21 protein-coding genes and 1 pseudogene are annotated in these 23,853 nt (G+C 61.9%); 16 read left to right on the forward strand and 6 right to left on the reverse strand.

Annotated features, from left to right (window positions below; all coding sequences use genetic code 11):
• Nucleotides 1–146 precede the first annotated feature (146 nt).
• Nucleotides 147–1,247, forward strand: a complete 1,101-nt coding sequence (gene gbcB / locus CAF92_RS07470) for a glycine-betaine demethylase subunit GbcB (protein WP_015268654.1) — start codon at nucleotides 147–149, stop codon at nucleotides 1,245–1,247.
• 138 nt (nucleotides 1,248–1,385) lie between these two features.
• Here the strand turns inward: gbcB and CAF92_RS07475 are convergent, their stop codons facing one another.
• On the reverse strand, nucleotides 1,386–3,011 hold the full coding sequence (locus CAF92_RS07475; protein ID WP_085600020.1) for a methyl-accepting chemotaxis protein: 1,626 nt from the start codon (nucleotides 3,009–3,011) through the stop codon (nucleotides 1,386–1,388).
• 276 nt (nucleotides 3,012–3,287) lie between these two features.
• Here CAF92_RS07475 and CAF92_RS07480 point away from each other — a divergent pair, with 276 nt between their 5' ends.
• The 4 genes and pseudogenes from CAF92_RS07480 (at nucleotide 3,288) to CAF92_RS27805 (ending at nucleotide 5,933) form a co-directional block, all read left to right on the forward strand.
• Complete coding sequence (locus tag CAF92_RS07480; RefSeq protein WP_025337390.1) at nucleotides 3,288–3,518, forward strand: hypothetical protein; 231 nt, start codon at nucleotides 3,288–3,290, stop codon at nucleotides 3,516–3,518.
• Nucleotides 3,515–3,817, forward strand: coding sequence for a cell division protein ZapA (locus CAF92_RS07485; protein WP_003257516.1), 303 nt, complete (start codon nucleotides 3,515–3,517; stop codon nucleotides 3,815–3,817). The genes CAF92_RS07480 and CAF92_RS07485 overlap by 4 nt, the downstream gene beginning before the upstream one ends.
• A gap of 223 nt (nucleotides 3,818–4,040) precedes the next feature.
• A pseudogene (locus CAF92_RS27800) lies at nucleotides 4,041–5,069 on the forward strand (cache domain-containing protein); the annotation flags it as partial.
• Nucleotides 5,070–5,204: 135 nt separating this feature from the next.
• On the forward strand, nucleotides 5,205–5,933 hold the full coding sequence (locus CAF92_RS27805) for a methyl-accepting chemotaxis protein (protein WP_371916238.1): 729 nt from the start codon (nucleotides 5,205–5,207) through the stop codon (nucleotides 5,931–5,933).
• A 152-nt stretch (nucleotides 5,934–6,085) separates the two neighbouring features.
• Here the strand turns inward: CAF92_RS27805 and CAF92_RS07495 are convergent, their stop codons facing one another.
• The gene (locus CAF92_RS07495; RefSeq protein ID WP_085600024.1) at nucleotides 6,086–7,126 is read right to left on the reverse strand and encodes a low specificity L-threonine aldolase; all 1,041 of its coding nucleotides are present in this window, start codon (nucleotides 7,124–7,126) and stop codon (nucleotides 6,086–6,088) included.
• 176 nt (nucleotides 7,127–7,302) lie between these two features.
• Nucleotides 7,303–7,818 (reverse strand): hypothetical protein, encoded by a 516-nt coding sequence (locus CAF92_RS07500; protein ID WP_085600026.1) that lies wholly within the window; start codon nucleotides 7,816–7,818, stop codon nucleotides 7,303–7,305.
• Nucleotides 7,819–8,094: 276 nt separating this feature from the next.
• Between CAF92_RS07500 and CAF92_RS07505 the strand changes: the two genes are divergently transcribed.
• The 6 genes from CAF92_RS07505 (at nucleotide 8,095) to purU (ending at nucleotide 15,660) form a co-directional block, all read left to right on the forward strand.
• Nucleotides 8,095–9,348 carry a serine hydroxymethyltransferase gene (locus CAF92_RS07505; protein WP_025337394.1) on the forward strand — a complete coding sequence of 418 codons (1,254 nt, stop codon included), beginning with the start codon at nucleotides 8,095–8,097 and terminating at the stop codon, nucleotides 9,346–9,348.
• 15 nt (nucleotides 9,349–9,363) lie between these two features.
• A complete protein-coding gene (locus CAF92_RS07510) occupies nucleotides 9,364–10,614 on the forward strand; it encodes a sarcosine oxidase subunit beta family protein (RefSeq protein WP_003255680.1) in 1,251 nt (416 codons plus the stop codon).
• A 14-nt stretch (nucleotides 10,615–10,628) separates the two neighbouring features.
• Nucleotides 10,629–10,964: a sarcosine oxidase subunit delta gene (locus CAF92_RS07515; RefSeq protein WP_013970519.1), complete on the forward strand. Its 336-nt coding sequence runs from the start codon at nucleotides 10,629–10,631 to the stop codon at nucleotides 10,962–10,964.
• Nucleotides 10,961–13,978, forward strand: a complete 3,018-nt coding sequence (locus CAF92_RS07520; RefSeq protein WP_046614477.1) for a sarcosine oxidase subunit alpha — start codon at nucleotides 10,961–10,963, stop codon at nucleotides 13,976–13,978. The genes CAF92_RS07515 and CAF92_RS07520 overlap by 4 nt, the downstream gene beginning before the upstream one ends.
• Before the next feature lie 179 nt (nucleotides 13,979–14,157).
• A complete protein-coding gene (locus CAF92_RS07525; RefSeq protein ID WP_085600028.1) occupies nucleotides 14,158–14,790 on the forward strand; it encodes a sarcosine oxidase subunit gamma in 633 nt (210 codons plus the stop codon).
• 12 nt (nucleotides 14,791–14,802) lie between these two features.
• Nucleotides 14,803–15,660: a formyltetrahydrofolate deformylase gene (gene purU, locus CAF92_RS07530; protein ID WP_046614475.1), complete on the forward strand. Its 858-nt coding sequence runs from the start codon at nucleotides 14,803–14,805 to the stop codon at nucleotides 15,658–15,660.
• A gap of 12 nt (nucleotides 15,661–15,672) precedes the next feature.
• Here the strand turns inward: purU and CAF92_RS07535 are convergent, their stop codons facing one another.
• Complete coding sequence (locus CAF92_RS07535; RefSeq protein ID WP_085600030.1) at nucleotides 15,673–15,984, reverse strand: hypothetical protein; 312 nt, start codon at nucleotides 15,982–15,984, stop codon at nucleotides 15,673–15,675.
• 270 nt (nucleotides 15,985–16,254) lie between these two features.
• Between CAF92_RS07535 and fdhA the strand changes: the two genes are divergently transcribed.
• Both fdhA and CAF92_RS07545 read left to right on the forward strand, forming a co-directional pair.
• A complete protein-coding gene (gene fdhA, locus CAF92_RS07540) occupies nucleotides 16,255–17,454 on the forward strand; it encodes a formaldehyde dehydrogenase, glutathione-independent (RefSeq protein ID WP_015268662.1) in 1,200 nt (399 codons plus the stop codon).
• 229 nt (nucleotides 17,455–17,683) lie between these two features.
• Nucleotides 17,684–18,265 (forward strand): DUF2780 domain-containing protein, encoded by a 582-nt coding sequence (locus CAF92_RS07545; protein ID WP_013970525.1) that lies wholly within the window; start codon nucleotides 17,684–17,686, stop codon nucleotides 18,263–18,265.
• A gap of 141 nt (nucleotides 18,266–18,406) precedes the next feature.
• Here CAF92_RS07545 and CAF92_RS07550 read toward each other — a convergent pair whose 3' ends face one another.
• Complete coding sequence (locus tag CAF92_RS07550; protein WP_046614474.1) at nucleotides 18,407–19,756, reverse strand: APC family permease; 1,350 nt, start codon at nucleotides 19,754–19,756, stop codon at nucleotides 18,407–18,409.
• Between the two features lie 245 nt (nucleotides 19,757–20,001).
• Entirely contained in the window at nucleotides 20,002–20,889 is an 888-nt protein-coding gene (locus CAF92_RS07555; RefSeq protein ID WP_046614473.1) for an acyltransferase, read from the reverse strand.
• Nucleotides 20,890–21,071: 182 nt separating this feature from the next.
• Between CAF92_RS07555 and CAF92_RS07560 the strand changes: the two genes are divergently transcribed.
• From CAF92_RS07560 to creC, 3 genes are all read left to right on the forward strand, one after another.
• Entirely contained in the window at nucleotides 21,072–21,572 is a 501-nt protein-coding gene (locus CAF92_RS07560; protein WP_015268670.1) for an ATP-dependent zinc protease, read from the forward strand.
• Nucleotides 21,573–21,665: 93 nt separating this feature from the next.
• Complete coding sequence (gene creB / locus CAF92_RS07565) at nucleotides 21,666–22,346, forward strand: two-component system response regulator CreB (protein ID WP_046614472.1); 681 nt, start codon at nucleotides 21,666–21,668, stop codon at nucleotides 22,344–22,346.
• Complete coding sequence (gene creC / locus CAF92_RS07570) at nucleotides 22,346–23,782, forward strand: two-component system sensor histidine kinase CreC (protein WP_013970529.1); 1,437 nt, start codon at nucleotides 22,346–22,348, stop codon at nucleotides 23,780–23,782. The genes creB and creC overlap by 1 nt, the downstream gene beginning before the upstream one ends.
• The last annotated feature ends 71 nt before the right edge of the window (nucleotides 23,783–23,853 follow it).

Genomic DNA, 23,853 nt, shown 5'->3' on the forward strand with positions numbered 1-23,853 from the left:
CGATTTGAATTACGACGCGCCAGCCCTTGTGGCGCGGGGCTGGTCGCGATAAGCACGCCGATGTCGCTGGCAGGAATGTACGTCGTCTTCAGCTTGCGCATTATCCAAGCCATAAAAAGGCCGATAGTCGGCTGCTGGAGATGAACATGTCCGATACCTTCCTTAATCCGGTCACCACCCAGACCTGGGCCAACGGCCGCCACATCGTGCGCTGTGTCAAGGTCATCCAGGAGACCTGGGACGTGCGCACCTTCTGCTTCATGGCCGACCAGCCGATCATGTTCTTCTTCAAGCCAGGGCAGTTCGTCACCCTGGAACTGGAGATCGAAGGCAAGCCGGTGATGCGCTCCTACACCATCTCCAGTTCACCGTCGGTACCCTACAGCTTCTCGATCACCGTCAAGCGCGTGCCGGGCGGCCTGGTGTCCAACTTCCTCCACGACACCATGCACGAAGGCGCCGAGCTGCCGGTGCACGGCCCGGTGGGGCTGTTCAACGCCATCGACTTCCCAGCGCAGAAAGTGCTGTACCTCTCGGGCGGTGTCGGGATCACCCCGGTCATGTCGATGGCGCGCTGGTTCTACGACACCAACGGCAATGTCGACATGGTATTCGTGCACAGCGCCCGTTCGCCGAAGGACATCATCTACCATCGCGAGCTGGAGCAGATGGCTTCGCGCATTCCCAATTTCAGCCTGCACATCATTTGTGAAAAGCATGGCCTGGGTGAGCCGTGGGCGGGTTATCGCGGTTACCTCAACCAGCGCCTGATGGAGCTGATCGCGCCGGACTACATGGACCGTGTGGTGTTCTGCTGCGGCCCGACGCCATACATGACTGCGGTCAAGCGCATGCTCGAAGCGGTCGGCTTCGACATGAAGAACTATCACGAGGAATCGTTCGGCGCGACGCCACCCGAGGCCAAGGCCGATGCGGTAGAGCATGCAGAGCAGGCTGCCGATGCACCGGAGCTGGATGCAGCCGACCTCAACCTGGTGGAGTTCATCGGCAGCGAGAAGAGCATCCGGATCGCCCCGGGCGAGACCGTGCACGCGGCGGCTGCCAAGGTTGGCCTGATGATCCCGAAAGCCTGCGGCATGGGCATTTGCGGTACCTGTAAGGTGCTCAAGCTGGGTGGCGAAGTGGAGATGGAGCACAACGGCGGCATTACCGAAGAGGACGAAGCCGAGGGCTACATCCTGTCGTGCTGCAGCGTGCCGAAAGGGGATGTACGGATCGATTACTGATCCGGGGATGCAGGGGGCTGCCTTGCAGCCCATCGCCGGCAAGCGCGGCTCCCACAGGTACTGCATAACCAGGAGAGTTGTGCGGTCGGTGTGGGAGCTGGCTTGCCGGCGATGGGCCGCAAGGCGGCCCCAGGTGTTTCAAGTGCGGAACCGCGCCACCAGCCCATTCAGATCCACGGCCAACCGCGACAACTCCGCACTCGCCGCGCTGGTCTGATGTGCCCCGGTAGCACTCTGCACCGATAGGTCATTGATGTTCACCAGGTTGCGGTCCACTTCACGCGCCACCTGCGCCTGCTCTTCCGCCGCGCTGGCAATCACCAGGTTGCGCTCGTTGATCTGCGCCACCGCCCCGGCGATGGTGTCCAGCGCCATGCCTGCGCCACGGGCAATGTTCAAGGTGGATTCGGCACGCTCGGTGCTGGTGCGCATCGACTCCACCGCTTCTTCCGTACCGCCTTGAATACTGCCGATCATCCGCTCGATCTCACTGGTCGACTGCTGGGTACGATGAGCCAGCGCCCGCACCTCATCAGCCACCACGGCAAAGCCACGGCCCGCCTCACCGGCACGTGCCGCCTCGATCGCGGCGTTCAGCGCCAGCAGGTTGGTCTGGTCGGCCAAGCCACGGATCACGTCCAGCACCTTGCCTATATCGCGCGACTGTTCGGCCAGGTGAGTGATCAGCTTGGCAGTGGCCTGCACGTCGCCACTCATGCGCTCGATGGCACCCACGGTCTCCATTACCAGGTCACGTCCATCACCGGTGGAGCGGCTGGCTTCACTGGACGCTTCCGAGGTGCTCACGGCATTGCGTGCGACTTCTTCCACAGCGCTGGTCATTTCAGTTACCGCAGTGGCAGCCTGCTCGATCTCGTTGTTCTGCTGCTGCAGGCCACGGGCACTTTCGTCGGTGACGGCATTCAGCTCTTCGGCCGCCGAGGCCAGCTGGGTGGCGGAGCCGGCGATCTGTTGCAGGGTGTCTCGCAGCTTGTCCTGCATGCGTGCCATGGCACGCAGCAGGCGGGCGGCTTCGTCGGTGCCTTCAGCGTGTATGACGTGGGTCAGGTCACCGTCGGCGACCTGTTCGGCGCTTTTGAGCGCTTCTTCGATCGGCTTGACGATGCTGCGGGTCAGCAGGAATGCGCAGACGAAAGTCAGCACAGTGGCGGCGACCAGCAGACCGATCACCAGGGCGAAGGCAGCGGCGTACTGGTTGGCGGCCTTCTCGTTGGTAGCGCGGGTCTGCTCGGTGTTGATGCGCACCAAGGTGTCCATGACCTTGTTGATCTGTTCGGAGTTGGCCAGCAGGTCGCGGTTGAGCAGGTCGCGCAGTTCGTCGAGGCGGTCGGCCTGGCTCAGGCTACGCATGCGTGACTCAAACTGGCGGTACTGGTTGAGCAACTGGCCGTACTGATCGAACGCAGCCTGTTCGTCGGCGGCTCCGATCATCGGCAGGTAGGCCTGGCGCGCACGGTCGATCTGGCTGTTGCGCTCGTCCAGCAGGCTCAGGGTTTCGCGCTGAGTTGCCGGTTCGCGGTTGAGCAGCAGGCGGTAGGAGAGGGTGCGCATGCGCAGGTTCAGGGCAGTGAGCTCGTCGAGGATCTTGATGCTGGGCACGCTGACCTGTTCGATGACGACGCCGGCCTGGCGGATGTTGCCCATCTGGATGAGGGAGAAGATGCCGAGGCCAAGCATCAGTAGGCCGATGAGTGCGAAGCCGAGCAGCGCGCGCGGGGCGATGTTCATATTGCGTAGAGACATGGAGAGAACGATCCAGGCAAGGGAAAAAAGGGGCGCAAAGTGCGACAAAACATGACTTGCCGGGCTATCGGTTGTGACTGCTCAGTCTTGAGTGCTGATGGCGAAAATTGTGAGGTTGCTAACCTTTTCCTGACCGGCGGTTGACCCAGGTCGGAACAAGGGGGTGGTTCCTCTGTCAATCTGCGGGTTAGACACCTTGTGAATCCGATATTTAATGGCGATGGGCCGCACTTTTCTTTATCGTGTGCGCCCCTCGCAACAACCTGAGATAGACCCATGCTGGAAGCTTCCCTGAACCAAATCGAGCAACTGGTCAGTGACCTGATGCAGAAGAACGCTCAACTCACCGAGCAGAACACCGCCCTCGGCCAGGAACTGGCCCAGGCCAAGGAAGAGAACGAAACCCTGCAGCTGTCGCTGATGGAGCAGGAAGAGAAGAACGGCAGCACCGCCGCACGCCTGCAGGCCCTGCTCGAGCGCGCCAATGCCGGCGTCGTAGGCGCATGACACTGCGAGCGCAGCCAATCAATGTCGTGTCGATCCTCGGCAACGACTATTCGATCAAGGCGCCTGAAGGCCAGGAAGCGACCCTGGCCCAGGCGGTGCAGATGCTCAACACCGCCTTGGCCCAGACCAAGCGTCAGTACCCGACCCTGATCGGCGACAAGCTGCTGGTGCTGGCAGCGCTGAATCTGTGTTCACGGCAGATCGAGCTGCAGGATGAGCACCGCAAGACGCTGGAGCGTACCCAGGCGCAGATCGACGCCACGGTGGACGCAATCGTGCGGACCATAGCCGAACAATAAGGTCTTGCGTCGCCCTCTGTGGGAGCGGGTTCACCCGCGAATGCGTCAGTGCATTCTGCATCGCATTCGCGGGTATGCGCGCCGCCACAGGACATCTGACTGCTTCAGATCACTGGATTAACTGGATACGCAAGTGTATACACTTTCCGCAAAACAATAATTATGCGGGGAGTAGGGCATGCGTATCTGGCGTAAGAGCATCCAGTGGCAGTTGATCACCAGCATGGGTGCCGCCCTGCTGGCGAGTATTCTGGTGGTGGTCATAATTTTCACGGTGGCGCTAAACCGCCTCACCGAACGCTACCTGGTCGATACCGCGCTGCCCGCCAGCATCGAGGCCATCCGCAACGACATCGAGCGCATGCTCGGCCAGCCGCTGGTGGCGGCGGCGGATATTGCTGGCAACACTCTGCTGCGTGACTGGCTTGCCGATGGTGAAGACCCCGCCCAGGCCGCTCCATTCATCGAATACCTGACCGCCGCCAAGCAGCGCAACCAGGCTTTTACCACGTTGTTCGTCTCGACCGAAACCGGCCACTACTACAACGAGAATGGCCTGGACCGTACCCTCAGCCGCAGCAACCCAAAGGACAAATGGTTCTACGGCTACATCGACAGCGGTGCCGAACGCCTGATCAACATCGACATCGACGGTGCCACCGGCGAGCTCGCGCTGTTCATCGACTATCGCGTTGAAAAGGATGGTCAACTGGTCGGTGTCGCCGGCATGGGCCTGCGCATGACAGAACTGTCGAAGCTGATCCATGACTTCAAATTTGGCGAGCACGGCAAGGTGTTCCTGGTGCGTAACGATGGCCTGATCCAGGTTCATCCGGACCCTGCCTTCAGCGGCAAACGCCAGCTCACCGAACAGCTCGGTGCGGACGCCGCCAAGGTGCTGATGACCGGCGGCGAAGGCCTGCGCAGCAGCCGCTTCAGCCGTGACGGCGAAAGCTACCTGGCGCTCGGCCTGCCCCTGCGCGACCTCAACTGGACCCTGGTGGCCGAGGTGCCCGAGGAGGAAATCTACGCACCAATGCACCAGGCGGTATGGCTGACCAGCCTGATCGGTGGTGCCGTGGCCCTGGTGTCGCTGCTGCTGGTAGTGCTGTTGGCGCGTGGCCTGGTGCGGCCGATCCGCCGTGTCACGGCGGCGCTGGTGCAGATTGGCAGTGGCGCGGGTGATCTCAGCCACCGGCTGGACGATTCACGCCTGGACGAACTGGGCGACCTGGCGCGTGGCTTCAACCGCTTCCTGGACAGCCAGCGCCGGTTGATCGGCGAGGTATTGCACACTTCCGAGCGGCTGCACCTGGCGGTCGAGCAGGTGACACAGGTGGTGGACAACACCGCCGAGCGTTCCGGGCGCCAGCAGGAAATGACCGAAATGGTCGCTACCGCCGTGCACGAAATGGGTTTGACAGTGCAGGACATTGCCCGCAATGCCGGTGATGCGGCCCAGGCCTCGCAGTCGGCGAGGGACGAAGCCCTGCAGGCGCGTGAAGTGGTGCAACGCTCGATCCGTGGTATCGAAGGGATGTCGGGTGATATCGGCAAGGCGGCCGATGCTGTCAGCCAGCTGGCCGATGAAGTAGCCTCGATCGACGAGGTTCTAGCAGTGATTCGTAGTATTTCCGAGCAAACCAACCTGCTGGCGCTGAATGCCGCCATCGAGGCGGCCAGGGCAGGGGAGATGGGGCGAGGGTTTGCCGTTGTGGCTGATGAAGTGCGTACCTTGGCCCGGCGCACGCAGCTTTCCACCGACGAAGTGCAGCAGATGATCCAGCGTCTGAAGCAGGGCGCGGGTTCGGCGGTGAGTTCGATGCAGGCGGGGCAGCAGGCGACGGGGAGTGGGGTGGAGTCGAGCCAGCGCACCGGGGCGTCACTGGGTGCGATCACTGACCAGGTGGAGCACATCAGCGACATGAACCATCAGGTAGCTACTGCGACCGAAGAGCAGTCGGCGGTGACCGAGGAGATCAATCGTACGGTGCAGGGGATTTCCGACCTGGCGCGGGAGACCGCAGCGGAGGTGCAGGGTTGTCGGCAGGAGTGCCAGGCGCTGCGAGGCTTGGCTGATGACCTGGCGCGGCAGATGGGTGGGTTCAGGCTTTAGATCAGTGTTGGCTTCTTCGCGGGTAAACCCGCTCCCACAGGTTCATCATTGCTCTTGAGGGCAGTGCTTACCTGTAGCTCCCACAGGTTCACCACAGGCATTGAAACCTGCGCGATCCCTGTGGGAGCGGGTTTACCCGCGAATGCGACCTGTCAGGCGCCGATGATGCTGCGGATATCCGCCGCCAGCTCGCGCACCCGCTCTTCCTCGGTATCCCACGAGCACATGAACCGCGCCCCGCCACTGCCAATGAAGGTATAGAACCGCCACCCTCTGCCGCGCAGCGCCTCGATCGCGTGTTCCGGCATTTGCAGGAACACCCCGTTGGCCTCCACCGGGAACATCAGCTCCACCCCCGGCAAGTCACTCACCAGCGAGGCGAGCAACTGCGCGCAATGGTTGGCATGCGCGCCATGGCGCAACCAGGCGCCATCTTCAAGCAGGCCCACCCAAGGCGCCGACAGGAAGCGCATCTTCGATGCCAGCTGCCCGGCTTGCTTGCAGCGGTAGTCGAAGTCCTCGGCCAGTTGGCGGTTGAAGAACAGGATCGCCTCGCCCACCGCCATGCCGTTCTTGGTGCCGCCAAAGCACAGTACATCGACGCCGGCCTTCCACGTCAGCTCAGCCGGGCTGCAGCCGAGGAACGAACAGGCATTGGTGAAGCGTGCGCCGTCCATGTGCAGGTTCAGCCCCAGCTCCTTGCAGGTGGCGCTGATTGCCTTGAGCTCGTCGGGGCGATAGACGGTGCCTACTTCGGTGGCTTGGGTAATGGTCACTACGCGTGGCTTGGGGTAGTGGATGTCCTGGCGCTTCAGCGCCACTTCGCGAATCGACTTTGGCGTCAGCTTGCCGTTGACGCTGGGCGCGGTAAGCAGCTTGGAGCCGTTGGAGAAAAACTCGGGCGCACCGCACTCGTCGGTTTCGACGTGGGCGGTCTCGGAGCAGATCACGCTGTGGTAGCTCTGGCATAGGGAGGCCAGGGCCAGCGAGTTGGCGGCAGTGCCGTTGAAAGCGAAAAACACTTCGCAATCGGTTTCGAAGAGGTTGCGGAAGTATTCGGCGGCGCGCTCGGTCCATTGGTCGTCGCCGTAGGCGCGATCGTGACCATGGTTGGCCTTCTCCATCGCTGCCCAGGCTTCGGGGCAGATGCCGGAATAGTTGTCGCTGGCGAATTGTTGGCTCTTGTCTGTCATGACACTACTGTCCTGTGAACGACGCAGAACAGCACTCTAAACCATCATTTGGTCGGTTGCCTATACAAGCTCTATGGTTCCAATGGGCTGCCTGGCATGCGCCAAGCAGAATGGGGTATGCCAGTAAGGCAGCGAGGCAGTTGCATAGTGCCGCACAAGCTCCCTACAACGTAAATTCAACTCTCAATCAAGTGGATTTCCCAGTAGATGTCTTCAATGATATCAGCGAGTTCATTATAATTTGCATAGATATAGCGAAAATCAATTTTATAATTCTTGCAATCAAATTTTAAGTTTCCGCTATTGGCTAATGCGGCGTAGCCGAGACCACTCTGGTCTTCAGAAAAATTTTTGATGAGATCGCCGTTCGCGTAAAGCAGAACGTGAGCATATATTTTTTCAGTAACGTTTTTCCGACGTGTGCGGCCTGGGCTCACGGCTCTTCTGGCTTGCTGGCGTTTCGGGTCGATTTTTTCTGGAAAGTCGTCCGTTTTCAATTCGGCGCCAGTGATACGTACCAGTTGCTGTTCATCAGACAGGTCTGATTCAAATAAACTGAGTTTTGCAGTTGATCTTCGCCAATCGAAAGACGCGATATCAAGTATATCTCCGGCGCGCAAATATATCAGTGAGCCATAGGCTTGAGGCTCTAGTGGGAATGTAAAAAGTCCGAAACTGGCTTTAACTTCCATAGCATTTCTCTTCATGCTTCGGCAGAAGTGGGCGCTGCCGATGACAAGATCTTCAGGCTCCCAGGTCAATATCGGCAACTGGTAGAAATGCCAGGTCTGGCTGTACCTGGCCAACGCTCAACCCCACAACGTGCAGCTGCCTCGAACACGACAATGTCGTAAACGCGCCATTGCAAGGCGTGCGCAGGCATCTGACCCGCCCCGGCCAGTCATAACATCGCCACAAAGGGCCACAGTGCCCCACGACAAAAAACGATCGCTGCCGGGAGATACACGATGTTCAGCAAGCAAGACCAGATCCAGGGTTACGACGATGCACTGCTGGCGGCGATGAATGCCGAAGAACAGCGCCAGGAAGACCACATCGAGCTGATCGCCTCGGAAAACTACACCTCCAAGCGCGTGATGCAGGCCCAAGGCAGCGGCCTGACCAACAAGTACGCCGAAGGCTACCCGGGCAAGCGCTACTACGGTGGCTGCGAGCACGTGGACAAGGTAGAAGCTCTGGCCATCGAGCGCGCCAAGCAGCTGTTCGGCGCCGACTACGCCAACGTCCAGCCGCACTCCGGCTCCTCGGCCAACGGTGCTGTCTACCTGGCCCTGCTGCAGGCTGGTGACACCATCCTCGGCATGAGCCTGGCCCACGGCGGCCACCTGACCCACGGCGCCAAGGTGTCGTCTTCGGGCAAGCTGTACAACGCTGTGCAATACGGCATCGACACCAACACCGGCCTGATCGACTATGACGAAGTCGAGCGCCTGGCTGTCGAACACAAGCCGAAAATGATCGTTGCCGGCTTCTCGGCCTACTCCAAGACCCTCGACTTCCCACGCTTCCGCGCCATCGCCGACAAGGTCGGTGCGCTGCTGTTCGTCGACATGGCCCACGTAGCCGGCCTGGTTGCCGCTGGCCTGTACCCGAACCCTATCCCGTTCGCCGATGTGGTTACCACTACCACCCACAAGACCCTGCGCGGCCCACGTGGCGGTCTGATCCTGGCCAAGTCGAACGAAGAGATCGAGAAGAAACTGAACGCCGCAGTGTTCCCTGGCGCCCAGGGCGGCCCGCTGATGCACGTGATCGCCGCCAAGGCCGTGTGCTTCAAGGAAGCACTGGAGCCTGAATTCAAAGCCTACCAGCAACAAGTGATCGAAAACGCCCAGGCCATGGCCCAGGTGTTCATCGACCGCGGCTACGATGTGGTTTCTGGCGGCACCGACAACCACCTGTTCCTGGTCAGCCTGATCCGCCAGGGTCTCACCGGCAAAGATGCCGACGCCGCCCTGGGCCGCGCGCACATCACCGTCAACAAGAACGCCGTGCCGAATGACCCGCAGTCGCCATTCGTCACCTCGGGCCTGCGTATCGGCACCCCGGCTGTCACCACCCGCGGCTTCAAGGTCGCTCAGTGCGTGGCCTTGGCCGGCTGGATCTGCGACATCCTCGACAACCTCGGTGACGCAGACGTCGAAGCCGATGTGGCGAAGAACGTCGCGGCCCTGTGCGCAGATTTCCCTGTTTACCGCTGAGTGGAGTCACACACCATGCAACGTTACTCGGGCTTCGGCCTTTTCAAGCACTCCCTCAGCCACCACGAGAACTGGCAGCGCATGTGGCGCACGCCAACCCCTAAAAAGGTTTACGACGTGGTTATCGTCGGCGGTGGCGGCCATGGCCTGGCCACGGCCTACTACCTGGCCAAGGAACACGGCATCACCAACGTTGCCGTGATCGAGAAGGGCTACCTGGGCGGCGGCAACACTGCCCGTAACACCACTATCGTGCGTTCCAACTACCTGTGGGATGAGTCGGCGCACCTGTACGAACACGCCATGAAGCTGTGGGAGGGCCTGTCCCAGGACCTCAACTACAACGTGATGTTCTCCCAGCGCGGCGTGTACAACCTGTGCCACACCCTGCAGGACATGCGTGACTCCGAGCGCCGGGTCAGCGCCAACCGCCTGAACGGCGTGGATGGCGAACTGCTCAACACCGCCCAGGTCGCGGCCGAGATCCCGTACCTGGACTGCTCGAAGAACACCCGCTACCCGATCCTCGGTGCCACCGTGCAGCGCCGTGGCGGCGTGGCGCGTCACGACGCCGTGGCCTGGGGCTTCGCCCGTGCCGCCGACGCCCTGGGCGTGGACCTGATCCAGCAGACCGAAGTGATCGGCTTCCGCAAGGAAAACGGCGCGGTCATCGGTGTGGAAACCAACAAAGGCTTCATCGGCGCCAAGCGCGTCGGCGTGGTCACCGCCGGTAACTCCGGGCACATGGCCAAGCTGGCCGGCTTCCGCCTGCCGCTGGAATCGCACCCGCTGCAGGCGCTGGTATCCGAGCCGATCAAGCCGATCATCGACAGCGTGATCATGTCCAACGCCGTGCACGGCTACATCAGCCAGTCCGACAAGGGCGACCTGGTGATCGGTGCCGGTATCGACGGCTGGGTCGGCTACGGCCAGCGCGGCTCTTACCCGGTGATCGAGCACACCCTGCAGGCCATCGTCGAGATGTTCCCCAACCTCTCGCGCGTGCGTATGAACCGCCAGTGGGGCGGCATCGTCGATACCTCGCCGGACGCTTGCCCGATCATCACCAAGACCCCGGTCAAGAACATGTTCTTCAACTGCGGTTGGGGTACTGGCGGCTTCAAGGCTACCCCAGGTTCGGGCAACGTCTTCGCCGCGAGCCTGGCCAAGGGCGAAATGCACCCACTGGCCGCGCCGTTCTCCATGGACCGTTTCTACAACGGCGCACTGATCGACGAACACGGCGCCGCCGCCGTCGCCCACTAACCGGAGACACCGTCATGTTGCATATTTTCTGTCCCCACTGCGGCGAGCTGCGCTCCGAAGAAGAGTTCCACGCCTCTGGCCAGGCGCACATCGCCCGCCCGCTGGACCCTAACGCCTGCTCTGACGAGGAATGGGGTACCTACATGTTCTACCGTGACAACCCACGCGGTATTCACCACGAACTGTGGGACCACGTTGCCGGCTGCCGCCAGTATTTCAACGTCACTCGCGACACCGTGACCTACGAGATTCTGGAAACCTACAAGATTGGCGAGAAGCCGCAAGTGACCGCCAGCGGCAAGCAGAACAGCGCCGCGTCGACCGTCAAAGGCCAAGGGGAAAAAGTATGAGCCAGACCTATCGCCTCGCCAGCGGCGGCCGTATCGACCGCAGCAAGGTCCTGAACTTCACTTTCAACGGCAAGACCTACCAAGGTTATGCCGGTGACAGCCTGGCCGCCGCGTTGCTGGCCAACGGCGTCGACATCGTCGGCCGCAGCTTCAAGTATTCGCGTCCACGCGGCATCATCGCCGCCGGTACCGAAGAGCCGAACGCCATCCTGCAGATCGGCTCCAGCGAAGCCACCCAGATCCCCAACGTGCGTGCCACTCAGCAGGCGCTGTACGCAGGTCTTGTAGCTACCAGCACCAACGGCTGGCCGAACGTCAACAACGACGTCATGGGCATCCTGGGCAAGGTAGGCGGCAGCATGATGCCGCCGGGCTTCTACTACAAAACCTTCATGTATCCGAAATCGTTCTGGATGACTTACGAGAAGTACATCCGCAAAGCCGCAGGCCTTGGCCGCGCGCCGCTGCAGAACGACCCGGACAGCTACGACTACATGAACCAGCACTGCGACGTGCTGGTCGTCGGCGCCGGCCCTGCTGGCCTGGCCGCTGCACTGGCCGCTGCCCGCAGCGGTGCCCGCGTGATCCTGGCTGACGAGCAGGAAGAGTTCGGCGGCAGCCTGCTCGACACCCGCGAAACCCTCGACGGCAAACCTGCTGCCGATTGGGTCAGCGCCGTGGTCAAAGAGCTGGAAAGCCTGCCGGAAGTGACCCTGCTGCCACGTGCCACGGTCAACGGCTACCACGACCATAACTTCCTGACCATCCACGAGCGCCTCACCGACCACCTCGGCGACCGCGCCCCGATCGGCCAGGTACGCCACCGCGTGCACCGTGTCCGCGCCAAGCGCGTGGTCCTGGCTGCGGGCGCCCACGAGCGCCCGCTGGTGTACGGCAACAACGACCTGCCGGGCAACATGCTGGCCGGTGCCGTGTCCACCTACGTGCGCCGCTACGGCGTGGCCCCGGGCCGCAAGCTGGTGCTGTCGACCAACAACGACCACGCCTACCGTGCCGCGCTGGACTGGCACGACGCCGGCCTGCAAGTGGTCGCCATTGCCGACGCTCGCCACAACCCGCGTGGCTCGCTGGTTGAAGAAGCACGTGCCAAAGGCATCCGCATCCTCACTTCCAGCGCCGTGATCGAGGCCAAGGGCAGCAAGCACGTCACCGGCGCCCGTGTGGCCGCCATCGATGTGCAGGCACACAAGGTCACCAGCCCTGGCGAAACCCTCGAATGCGACCTGATCGCTACCTCCGGTGGCTACAGCCCGATCGTGCACCTGGCTTCGCACCTGGGCGGTCGCCCGGTTTGGCGTGAAGACATCCTCGGCTTCGTGCCGGGCGATGCTCCGCAGAAACGCGAATGCGTGGGTGGCATCAATGGCGTCTACGCCCTGGGCGACGTGATCGCCGATGGCTTCGAAGGCGGCGTTCGCGCAGCCACCGAAGCGGGCTTCAAAGCCACGGTCGGCAGCCTGCCGAAAACCGTTGCGCGCAAGGAAGAGCCCACCGTGGCGCTGTTCCAGGTGCCGCACGACAAGGGCACTGCCCGCGCACCCAAGCAGTTCGTCGACCAGCAGAACGACGTCACCGCGGCCGCCATCGAACTGGCCACCCGTGAAGGCTTCGAGTCGGTCGAGCACGTAAAACGCTACACCGCGCTGGGCTTCGGTACCGACCAGGGCAAACTGGGCAACATCAACGGCCTGGCCATCGCCGCCCGTTCGATCGGTATTACCATTCCGGAAATGGGCACCACCATGTTCCGCCCCAACTACACGCCGGTGACCTTCGGCGCGGTAGCGGGCCGTCACTGTGGCCACCTGTTCGAACCGGTACGCTTCACTGCCCTGCATGCCTGGCACGTGAAGAACGGCGCCGAGTTCGAAGACGTCGGCCAGTGGAAGCGCCCGTGGTATTTCCCGAAAGCCGGTGAAGACATCCATGCTGCCGTGGCTCGCGAATGCAAGGCCGTGCGTGACAGCGTTGGCCTGCTGGACGCCTCGACCCTGGGCAAGATCGACATCCAGGGTCCGGATGCCCGTGAGTTCCTGAACCGCATCTACACCAACGCCTGGACCAAGCTCGACGTGGGCAAGGCCCGCTACGGCCTGATGTGCAAGGAAGACGGCATGGTCTTCGACGACGGTGTAACCGCCTGCGTCGGCGACAACCACTTCATCATGACCACCACCACCGGCGGCGCTGCACGCGTGCTGCAGTGGATGGAGCTGTATCACCAGACCGAATGGCCGGAACTGAAGGTTTACTTCACCTCGGTCACCGACCACTGGGCCACCATGACCCTGTCCGGCCCCAACAGCCGCAAGCTGCTCAGCGAGCTGACCGACATCGACATGGACAAGGAAGCCTTCCCGTTCATGACCTGGAAGGAAGGCAACGTCGGCGGCGTACCGGCCCGGGTGTTCCGTATTTCGTTCACCGGCGAGCTGTCGTACGAAGTGAACGTGCAAGCCAACTACGCCATGGGCGTGCTGGAACAGATCGTCGAGGCGGGCAAGAAGTACAACCTGACCCCGTACGGCACCGAGACCATGCACGTACTGCGTGCCGAGAAGGGCTTCATCATTGTTGGCCAGGATACCGACGGCTCGATGACCCCGGACGACCTGAACATGAGCTGGTGCGTAGGCCGCAACAAGCCGTACTCGTGGATCGGCCTGCGTGGCATGAACCGCGAAGACTGCGTGCGTGAGAACCGCAAACAGCTGGTAGGCCTGAAGCCGATCGATCCGACCAAGTGGCTGCCCGAAGGCGCCCAGCTGGTGTTCGATCCGAAGCAGCCGATCCCGATGGATATGGTTGGCCACGTCACCTCCAGCTATGCGTCCAACTCCCTGGGCTACTCGTTCGCCATGGGTGTGGTCAAAGGCGGCCTCAAGCGCATGGGCGAGCGCGTCTACTCGCCGCAGGCAGATGGCAGCGTGATCGAGGCGGAGATCGTGTCTTCGGTGTTCTTCGATCCGAAGGGTGAGCGGCAGAACGTTTGACTCCGGGCCCTGTGGGGGCAGGCCAGGCCTCATCGCCGGCAAGCCGGCTCCCACAGGATCGATGCAGCTTTGAAGGTTGGCGAGGTCCCTGTGGGAGCTGGCTTGCCGGCGATGAGGGCGGTAGCCCCAACACACAAGCTGCGTCGCATCGACGAACAAGAATTCAAGGCAGGTAAGAAATGAGTGCTATCAACGTCTTCCAGCAAAACCCCGGCGCCGAGGCCAAGGCCCAGTCGCCACTGCACCACGCCGACCTGGCCAGCCTGGTTGGCAAAGGCCGCAAGAACGCAGGTGTGACCCTGCGTGAACGCAAGTTCCTCGGCCACCTGACCATCCGTGGCGACGGCCACGACCCGGAATTCGCCGCCGGCGTGCACAAGGCCCTGAGCCTGGAGCTGCCAGTGGCACTGACGGTAGTCGCCAACAACGAAATGTCGCTGCAATGGGTCGGCCCCGACGAGTGGCTGCTGATCGTGCCTGGCGGCCAGGAACTGGCGGTCGAGCAGAAACTGCGTGCTGCCCTCGAAGGCCAGCACATCCAGGTGGTCAATGTCAGCGGCGGGCAGAGCCTGCTGGAGCTGCGCGGCCCGAACGTGCGCGAAGTGCTGATGAAATCCACCAGCTATGATGTTCACCCGAACAACTTCCCGGTGGGCAAGGCTGTCGGCACCGTGTTCGCCAAGTCGCAACTGGTGATCCGCCGCACCGCCGAAGACACCTGGGAGCTGGTGATTCGCCGCAGCTTCGCCGACTACTGGTGGCTGTGGCTGCAGGACGCTTCGGCCGAGTACGGTCTGAGCATCGAGGCTTAAGGAGAACAGAACATGAGTCGGGCACCGGATACCTGGATTCTCACCGCCGACTGCCCGAGCATGCTCGGCACCGTCGACGTGGTGACGCGTTACCTCTTCGAGCAGCGCTGCTACGTGACGGAGCACCACTCCTTCGATGACCGGCTGTCGGGGCGTTTCTTCATTCGCGTGGAGTTCCGCCAGCCGGACGATTTCGACGAAGCCGGCTTCCGCGCCGGCCTCGCCGAGCGCAGCGATGCGTTCGGCATGGCCTTCGAGCTGACCGCACCGAATCACCGCCCCAAGGTGGTGATCATGGTGTCCAAGGCCGACCATTGCCTTAACGATCTGCTGTATCGCCAGCGTATCGGTCAGCTGGCCATGGACGTGGTCGCGGTGGTGTCCAATCACCCCGATCTCGAACCCCTGGCACACTGGCACAAGATCCCTTATTACCACTTTGCCCTGGACCCGAAGGACAAGCCTGGGCAAGAGCGCAAGGTACTTCAGGTGATCGAGGAAACCGGTGCCGAGCTGGTGATACTTGCACGCTACATGCAGGTTCTGTCGCCAGAGCTGTGCCGGCGCCTGGATGGCTGGGCGATCAACATTCACCACTCGTTGCTGCCAGGGTTCAAGGGCGCCAAGCCTTACCACCAGGCATACAACAAAGGCGTGAAGATGGTCGGCGCTACGGCGCACTACATCAACAACGACCTGGACGAAGGCCCGATCATCGCCCAGGGCGTGGAGGTGGTCGACCACAGTCATTACCCGGAAGATCTGATTGCCAAAGGGCGTGACATCGAGTGCCTGACCTTGGCGCGGGCAGTGGGGTATCACATCGAGCGGCGCGTGTTCCTCAACGCCAACCGGACTGTGGTGCTGTAAAACGCATGGCGATCAGGAGGCGATGGTGTTCAGGTAACCCTGAATCGCCTCCTTCAGTGCGTTCAGGTATTGGCTTCGAAGCGGCTCATCCACTTTTTTCTTGCCGGCCCAGCTGTCCGCCCAAGTGCTCCACTCTACCTCCCAAAGTTCATCGCTATCCCCGTCGAACTCATATTTCCAGCCCTGCTCCACGCTCGCCTCGACGCTCTGGAACAACCATTCTGTTGTCATGAAGACACCCCCGCCTCGATGCAAGCCATATTCGATTTCCAGATCGATTCCGTGCTTGGCGGCGGCTTTTTCCCAGTGGTCATTGATATTCATGCAGTGCTCTCCGTGTGGTTCGTTCTGATGACGCTATGGCATAAAACCAAGTGTCGACTGGAGCCCTGCGGTACATATCTATCGAGCGCTTGTGTCAGCTGGCATAGGCGGACCCGGTGCTGCCGCGAAACGGCAACTGCCTGTCGTTTTCAGTCAGTGCACTCAGGGTTCGAGGGTCCACAATTCCGTGCATTCCAGTAACTCAAGCCGCCCGGGACGGCGGCGCGTTCCACCACCGCTGCATAAATATAAATCAAGCGAGGTAAGAGCATGTCTGGCAATCGTGGAGTGGTGTATCTCGGCGCGGGCAAGGTCGAGGTACAGAAGATCGACTACCCGAAAATGCAAGACCCACGCGGCAAGAAGATCGAGCACGGCGTGATCCTCAAGGTGGTTTCCACCAACATCTGCGGCTCCGACCAGCACATGGTCCGCGGCCGCACCACTGCCCAGGTCGGCCTGGTCCTGGGCCACGAAATCACCGGTGAGATCGTCGAGAAGGGCCGTGACGTCGAACGCATGCAGATCGGCGACCTCGTCTCGGTGCCATTCAACGTCGCCTGTGGCCGCTGCCGCTCCTGCAAGGAAATGCACACCGGTGTCTGCCTCACCGTCAACCCTGCCCGCGCCGGCGGCGCCTACGGTTACGTCGACATGGGCGACTGGACCGGCGGCCAGGCCGAGTACGTGCTGGTGCCGTATGCTGACTTCAACCTGCTGAAACTGCCTGAGCGCGACAAGGCCATGGAGAAAATTCGTGACCTGACCTGCCTGTCCGACATCCTGCCTACCGGCTACCACGGTGCCGTGACTGCCGGCGTTGGCCCAGGCAGCACCGTCTATGTCGCCGGTGCCGGCCCCGTCGGCCTGGCTGCCGCTGCCTCGGCACGCCTGCTGGGCGCTGCCTGCGTCATCGTCGGCGACCTCAACCCGGCCCGCCTGGCCCATGCCAAGTCCCAGGGCTTCGAAGTGGTCGACTTGTCCAAGGACACCCCGCTGCACGAGCAGATCGTCGATATCCTCGGCGAGCCGGAAGTGGACTGCGCCATCGACGCCGTTGGCTTCGAGGCCCGCGGGCATGGCCACGAAGGTGCCAAGCATGAAGCCCCGGCCACGGTGCTGAACTCGTTGATGCAGGTTACCCGCGTTGCCGGCAACATCGGTATCCCGGGCCTGTACGTGACCGAAGATCCGGGTGCGGTGGATGCTGCCGCCAAGATCGGTGCCTTGAGCATTCGCTTCGGCCTGGGCTGGGCCAAGTCGCACAGCTTCCACACCGGCCAGACCCCGACCATGAAGTACAACCGCCAGTTGATGCAGGCGATCATGTGGGACCGTATCAACATCGCCGAAGTGGTTGGCGTGCAGGTGATCAACCTGGATCAGGCGCCGGAAGGTTATGGCGAGTTCGATGCAGGTGTGCCGAAGAAATTCGTGATCGACCCGCACAAGATGTGGGGCGCAGCCTGATAGCGTGATGTAACAAAGAGCCCCTCAATATGAGGGGCTTTTTTTTTGGGGCTGAGTGGAGAACCTGTGAACCTGCTTCGACCTAGCATTTTTTACATGGGCAGGTATCCAGGTCAAAAGCACTGAGGCGGTCAGCAAAAGTGGTCGACAGTCGGGGCGGAACAAAGCTGCGAGATCCCAGTCAAAACTCGCGTTTCCCAGGCCATCCTGGCCCACGAGGTCCCTCCCGATGAAAGCATTCACCCTGGCAACTCTGATGACCCTGGCCGCAAGCCCGGTGTTCGCCTTCAACCTCAGCGACGCCGCCAACGCCGTGTCGGCCATGCAGAACCAGAATCAGAGCCAGCAAGGCCAGGTGCAGGCACCCGAGGCGCAGGCAAACCTGCTCAATACCTTGGGCAGCCAATTGAATATCACCCCAGAACAAGCCGTGGGTGGTGCAGGGGCCATGCTGGGGCTGGCGCGCAACAACCTGAGCAGCGACGACTACGGCCAATTGACCAAGGCCGTACCGGGGCTGGACCTGCTTGCCGGGGCCAATGCACTGGGTGGCTTGAGTGGCCTGGGTGAGTTGCTGGGCAAGAACAGCGAGAGCCAGTCGGCCTTGAGCAATGCGCTGGGCAACAATGTGGAAAACCGCAGCGACCTGGACAATGCGTTCAAGGCGCTGGGGATGGATACCGGGATGATCGGGCAGTTTGCGCCGTTGCTGCTTCAGTACCTGGGGCAGCAGGGGATTGCCGGGTCGCTGTTGCAGAACCTGGGGAGTTTGTGGACCACTCCTGCTCCATTGACCCGACCTTCGGTCTGATCATTTTGTAACACCAGTACCGGCCTCATCGCAGGCAAGCCAGCTCCCCCACGGTTACAGCACCAGCCCTGAAGGCAACGAGAACCTTGTGGGAGCTGGCTTGCCGGCGATGAGGCCAGTACAGCCAGCGCAATTTTCAGGTCATGCAGCTTCTGAGAAGTCCACCAGCCGCACCGGGCGGCGGAAGCCGGCGGTCAGTACCGCGAGGTACGCAAGACCCACCGCAAACCAGCACAGGCCAATAACCAAGGTCAGCGCCGACAGGCTGGTCCACAGCCACAGTGTCAGCCCCAACCCCACCAGCGGAACCAGGCCATAGCTCAGCAGCCCTTTGAGGCTGAGCTGCGTGGCATCGTCCACCAGATGGGTTTTTACCACCGCAAGGTTCACCGCCGAAAACGCCACCAGTGCACCAAAGCTGATCAGCGAGGCAAGGGTCGCCAGGTCTATTACCAACGCCAGCAACGAGAACGCCGAAACCAGCAGAATTGCGAACACTGGCGTGCCAAAGCGCGGTGACAGGTAGCCGAAAGTACGCTGCGGCAGCACCTTGTCACGGCCCATGGTGAACAGAATGCGCGAAACCGCCGCCTGCGAGGCCAGTGCCGAGCCCAGGCTGCCAGCCACATAGGCCGCAGTGAAGAAGTTGGCCAGGAACTGACCGCCCGCCTTGAACATCACCTCGTTGGCCGCCGCATCGGCATTGGCAAAGGTGGTGCCCGGCAGCACCAATTGGCTGACGTAGGCCAGCACGGTGAACAGCAAACCGGCGAACAAGGTGGTGAGGATGATGGCCCGGGGCACATCGCGGCGGGCATCGCGGCATTCTTCGGCCAAGGTAGAGACAGCGTCAAAGCCGAGGAACGACAGGCACAGCACCGCCGCACCAGCCATGAGCGCGCCGAAGCCCGGCTGCGAACCGTCGCCCAGCAGTGGCGAAAGCAGGTCGAGCGGCTGGCCGGCCAGGGACTGGCAGGACAGGGCGACGAACACCACGATGAAGACGATCTGTGCGCCGACGATCAGGTTGCTGGTCTTGGCCACAGAGTGAATGCCGACCACGTTGAGCGCCGTGACCAGGGCAATGGAGGCCAGTGCGATCGACCACGCGGGTATGGCGGGGAAGGCTATGTTGAGGAACAGGCCGATCAGCAGGTAGTTGATCATCGGCAGGAACAGGTAGTCGAGCAGCAGCGACCAGCCAGCCAGGAAGCCAACGTTCGGCCCAAAGGCCATGTTGGTATAGGAGTACGCCGAGCCCGCGACCGGGAAGCGTTTGACCATGAAACTGTAGGATGTGGCGGTGAACAGCATGGCCACCAGCGTGACCATGTAGGCGCCAGCCGTGCGGCCACCAGTAAGTTCGGTGACGATGCCGTAAGTGGTGAAGATGGTCAGCGGGACCATGTACACCAGGCCGAAGAACACCAGGGCGGGCAGGCCGAGGACACGGCGGAGCTGGACGGGGGTGGAGCTGGGTGGGTTGGCCATCATTCGATCCAGAGCATTTTTGTAGTTGTGCTTTGGCCGATTTTTATCCACCTAGGTGCGGTGTGACAAAGAAGTAATCCTAATGCTGATTATTAGCCAGGTTTTTAATCGGATTCTTGTAATGCCTGTACCGGCCTCTTCGCGGGCTCGCCCGCTACCACAGGACCTGCACAGAATTCGAAAACTGTGGAGATCCTGTGGGAGCGGGCGAGCCCGCGAAGAGGCCGGTACAGGCGGTAAATATCTCAGCCCATTTCGGCCCGCAGCTGCTCGATCCGCAAGTCCTTCTCCACCCACAACTGGTTCACCCAAGCCTGCACGGTCTGCCTGAACCCAGGATCATTCTCGTAATCCCCCGCCCACAGCATCGGGTCCAGTTCACGCACGCGAATGTCGATAATCACCCGGCTGATGCTGCCATTGAGCAAATCCCAGAAACCCGGCGCCTTGTTGCCGGGATAGACGATGGTCACATCCAGCAAGGCATCCAGTTGCTCGCCCAATGCCGCCAACACGAACGCCACACCACCAGCCTTGGGCTTGAGCAGGTAGCGATACGGCGATTGCTGCTGCTGACGCTTGGCTTCGGTGAAGCGCGTGCCTTCCAGGTAGTTCACCACGGTCACGGGCTGGCGCTTGAACAGTTCACAAGCAGCCTTGGTGATTTCCAGGTCCTTGCCTTTCAGCTCGGGGTGCTTCTCCAGGAAGGCCTTGCTGTAGCGCTTCATGAACGGGTAATCCAGCCCCCACCAGGCAAGGCCCAGCAGTGGTACCCAGATCAGTTCCTTCTTCAGGAAGAACTTGAAAAACGGTGTACGGCGGTTGAGGCTCTCGATCAGCGCCGGAATGTCGACCCAGGACTGGTGGTTGCTGACGGCCAGGTACGAAGTGTCCTTGCGCAGGTTCTCGACGCCGCGGATATCCCACTGGGTAGGAATGCACAGTGCAAAGATGGCTTTGTCGATCTCCGACCAAGTCTCGGCCACCCACATCACCGCCCATGAGGCATAGTCACGCCCACGCCCCGGCAGCACCAGTTTGAGCAGGGCGAAGACCAGCAGCGGGCAGATCAACACCAAGGTGTTGAGCAGCAGCAGGGTGGTAGTGAGGATGCCGGTCAGCAGGCGACGCATAAAGAGACTCTTGTTGTGGGAGATAAACGGTTGGCAATGATAAGCAGGGCAGTGGCCTACGCCAAATTTCCAGTGCCCTGCGGCGAGGACAAATGTTTCACATTATGTTGGTTAGGCTTGTGACAGCGAACCTATCCTGCCAGTGCAGTCTAAGCACTGACCCTCTTCAAGGAAGCTTGCCTGTGAAACCTCTGCTTGCCCTGTTGTCGTTGTTGGCGCTGCCGGTCATGGCCGCCGAGCCCACAATCTATGGCCGTTACGAGAACATAGCCCTGCCCGAACTGGGCGAAACCCTGAAAGCCAAGATGGATACCGGTGCCTTCACCGCGTCGCTGTCGGCCAAGGATATCGAGCTGTTCACCCGTGATGGCGACGAGTGGGTACGCTTCCGCCTGGCTACCAAGGACTCGGACGGCAAGGTTTACGAGCACAAGGTCTCGCGCATCAGCAAGATCAAGGGCCGTGCCGATGAAGAGGAGGAAGGCGATGCGCCGGAAATCTCCAAGCGCCCGGTGGTCGACCTGGAGCTGTGCCTGGGGGACGTGAAGCGCACCGTCGAGGTCAACCTGGTGGACCGCAGCAGCTTCAACTACCCGCTGCTGGTGGGCTCCAAGGCTTTGCGCGAGTTCAAGGCGGCGGTCAACCCGGCCAAGAAGTTCACCGCTGGCAAGCCAGGCTGCTGATCGCAAACCACCTGTACCGGCATCTTCGCGGGCTTGCCCGCTAAGAGGCCGGTAAGTTAAAAGTCCAGTCTGCCCCCAGTTAGGCCGGACGCCATGCCCCACATCCTCATCGTCGAAGACGAAGCCGCCATCGCCGACACCCTGGTCTACGCCCTGCAGGCCGACGGCCATAGCACCGAATGGGTAACCCTGGGCAGCGCCGCCCTCGACCAGCAGCGCCAGCGCCCGGCCGACCTGGTCATCCTCGATATCGGCCTGCCTGATATCAGTGGCTTCGAAACCTGCCGCCAGCTGCGCCGATTCAGCGAGGTACCGGTAATGTTCCTCAGCGCCCGCGACGGCGAAATCGACCGGGTAGTGGGCCTGGAAATCGGTGCAGACGACTATGTGGTCAAACCCTTCAGCCCGCGTGAAGTGGCGGCGCGGGTACGGGCGATCCTCAAGCGCATGGGCCCCAGGGTCGAGCCCGCTGTCGAGGCCACGCTGTTCCAGCTCGACACCTTGCGCATGCAGATTACCTACCGCGGCCAGCCACTCCCCCTTACCCGCCATGAATTCCGCCTGCTGCAATGCCTGCTCGAGCAACCGCACCGGGTATTCAGCCGCGAACAGCTGCTGGACGCCGTGGGCGTGGCCTCTGACGTGGGCTACGAGCGCACCATCGACAGCCATATCAAGTGCCTGCGCGCCAAGCTGCGCCAGGTGGCCAGTGATGCCGAACCGATCCAGACCCACCGTGGCCTCGGCTACAGCTACAGCCCGGACCATGCCTGATGCGCCTGGGCATCCGGATCTTCCTGGTGTACTTCCTGTTCGTCGGGCTGGCGGGCTACTTTCTGCTCAACACGGTGCGCGAACAGATCCGTCCGGTGGTGCGCCAGTCCTCGGAAGAAACGCTGGTAGACACCGCCAACCTGCTGGCCGAGATCCTGCACGATGACGTCAAGGCCGGCACCCTGAACCAGAGCCGCTTGCCCGAAGTGCTCAAGGCCTATGGCTCGCGCAGCCCGGGTGCGCAGATCTGGGGCCTGGCCAAGAACCAGGTCAGCCACCGCATCTATGTCACCGATGCCAAGGGCACCGTGCTGCTGGACTCCAGCGGCGAGGACCTTGGCAAGGACTACTCGAAGTGGAATGACGTGTACCTGACCTTGCGTGGACAGTACGGCGCCCGCTCCACCCGCAGTGACCCCGACGATGAAAGCACCTCGGTGATGCACGTGGGCGCGCCGATCATCGACGATGGCAAGATCATCGGCGTGGTCACCGTGGCCAAGCCCAACAGCTCGCTGCAACCGTACATCGACCGCTCCGAACGGCGCTTGCTTACCCTGGGCCTGGGGCTGATCGGCCTGGGCCTGCTGATCGGTGCCGCGTTGTCGTGGTGGCTGGCGCGCTCGCTGCGCCGGCTGGCCCGCTACGCCCAGGCGGTCAGCGAGGGCGAGCGCGCCGCCCTGCCGCACTACAAGGGTGGCGAACTGGCGCACCTGGCCCAGGCGGTCGAGCGCATGCGCACGCAACTTGAGGGCAAGGCCTATGTCGAGCGGTATGTGCATACCCTGACACACGAGCTGAAAAGCCCGCTGGCGGCCATTCGTGGCGCTTCCGAGCTGTTGCAGGGCGATGACATGCCGGCTGACCAGCGGGCGCGCTTTGCCGGCAACATCGAGCGCGAGAGCGAGCGTTTGCAGCAGATGATCGAACGCCTGCTCAACCTGGCCCGGGTCGAGCAGATGCAGGCGCTGGAGGATGAGCAGCAGGTGGCGCTGGCGGCGTTGGTGGACGAGTTGCTGTTGGCCCATGCGGCGCGTATCGAAGGTGCCGATTTGCAGGTGCGCCAGCGGGTGCCGGCTGGTTTGCGCTTGTTGTGTGACCCATTTCTGATGCGCCAGGCGCTGGCCAACCTGCTCGACAACGCGTTGGACTTCACCCCGGAGGGAGGCGCGCTGTTGTTCGACCTGGAACGCGATGGCGAACGGGTGGCGCTGAGCGTGTTCAACCAGGGGCAGGCGATACCGGCCTATGCCATTGGGCGGGTGAGCGAGCGGTTCTACTCGCTGCCGCGGCCGGGGAGTGGGCGCAAGAGCACCGGGTTGGGGCTTAATTTTGTGGCCGAGGTGATGCAGCTGCATGGCGGGGCGTTGGCTGTGGATAACGTCGATGGTGGGGTGCGGGTAAGGTTGTGGCTGCCGGTGCGGCGTATCAGCTGACATTGCCGGGGCTGCGCAGCAGCCCCAAAAACACACAATCTCCACACCATCTCCCCGAAGCCTCCACGCAA

Origin of the sequence: Pseudomonas sp. B10(2017) (assembly GCF_002113295.1) — a bacterium.
GTDB lineage: Bacteria > Pseudomonadota > Gammaproteobacteria > Pseudomonadales > Pseudomonadaceae > Aquipseudomonas > Aquipseudomonas pudica.

Coding starts and splice junctions, on each gene's coding strand:
- gbcB (WP_015268654.1), top strand. CDS start 147: ATGTCCGATACCTTCCTTAATCCGGTCACCACCCAGACCTGGGCCAAC.
- CAF92_RS07475 (WP_085600020.1), bottom strand. CDS start 3,011: ATGTCTCTACGCAATATGAACATCGCCCCGCGCGCGCTGCTCGGCTTC.
- CAF92_RS07480 (WP_025337390.1), top strand. CDS start 3,288: ATGCTGGAAGCTTCCCTGAACCAAATCGAGCAACTGGTCAGTGACCTG.
- CAF92_RS07485 (WP_003257516.1), top strand. CDS start 3,515: ATGACACTGCGAGCGCAGCCAATCAATGTCGTGTCGATCCTCGGCAAC.
- CAF92_RS27805 (WP_371916238.1), top strand. CDS start 5,205: ATGGTCGCTACCGCCGTGCACGAAATGGGTTTGACAGTGCAGGACATT.
- CAF92_RS07495 (WP_085600024.1), bottom strand. CDS start 7,126: ATGACAGACAAGAGCCAACAATTCGCCAGCGACAACTATTCCGGCATC.
- CAF92_RS07500 (WP_085600026.1), bottom strand. CDS start 7,818: ATGGAAGTTAAAGCCAGTTTCGGACTTTTTACATTCCCACTAGAGCCT.
- CAF92_RS07505 (WP_025337394.1), top strand. CDS start 8,095: ATGTTCAGCAAGCAAGACCAGATCCAGGGTTACGACGATGCACTGCTG.
- CAF92_RS07510 (WP_003255680.1), top strand. CDS start 9,364: ATGCAACGTTACTCGGGCTTCGGCCTTTTCAAGCACTCCCTCAGCCAC.
- CAF92_RS07515 (WP_013970519.1), top strand. CDS start 10,629: ATGTTGCATATTTTCTGTCCCCACTGCGGCGAGCTGCGCTCCGAAGAA.
- CAF92_RS07520 (WP_046614477.1), top strand. CDS start 10,961: ATGAGCCAGACCTATCGCCTCGCCAGCGGCGGCCGTATCGACCGCAGC.
- CAF92_RS07525 (WP_085600028.1), top strand. CDS start 14,158: ATGAGTGCTATCAACGTCTTCCAGCAAAACCCCGGCGCCGAGGCCAAG.
- purU (WP_046614475.1), top strand. CDS start 14,803: ATGAGTCGGGCACCGGATACCTGGATTCTCACCGCCGACTGCCCGAGC.
- CAF92_RS07535 (WP_085600030.1), bottom strand. CDS start 15,984: ATGAATATCAATGACCACTGGGAAAAAGCCGCCGCCAAGCACGGAATC.
- fdhA (WP_015268662.1), top strand. CDS start 16,255: ATGTCTGGCAATCGTGGAGTGGTGTATCTCGGCGCGGGCAAGGTCGAG.
- CAF92_RS07545 (WP_013970525.1), top strand. CDS start 17,684: ATGAAAGCATTCACCCTGGCAACTCTGATGACCCTGGCCGCAAGCCCG.
- CAF92_RS07550 (WP_046614474.1), bottom strand. CDS start 19,756: ATGGCCAACCCACCCAGCTCCACCCCCGTCCAGCTCCGCCGTGTCCTC.
- CAF92_RS07555 (WP_046614473.1), bottom strand. CDS start 20,889: ATGCGTCGCCTGCTGACCGGCATCCTCACTACCACCCTGCTGCTGCTC.
- creB (WP_046614472.1), top strand. CDS start 21,666: ATGCCCCACATCCTCATCGTCGAAGACGAAGCCGCCATCGCCGACACC.
- creC (WP_013970529.1), top strand. CDS start 22,346: ATGCGCCTGGGCATCCGGATCTTCCTGGTGTACTTCCTGTTCGTCGGG.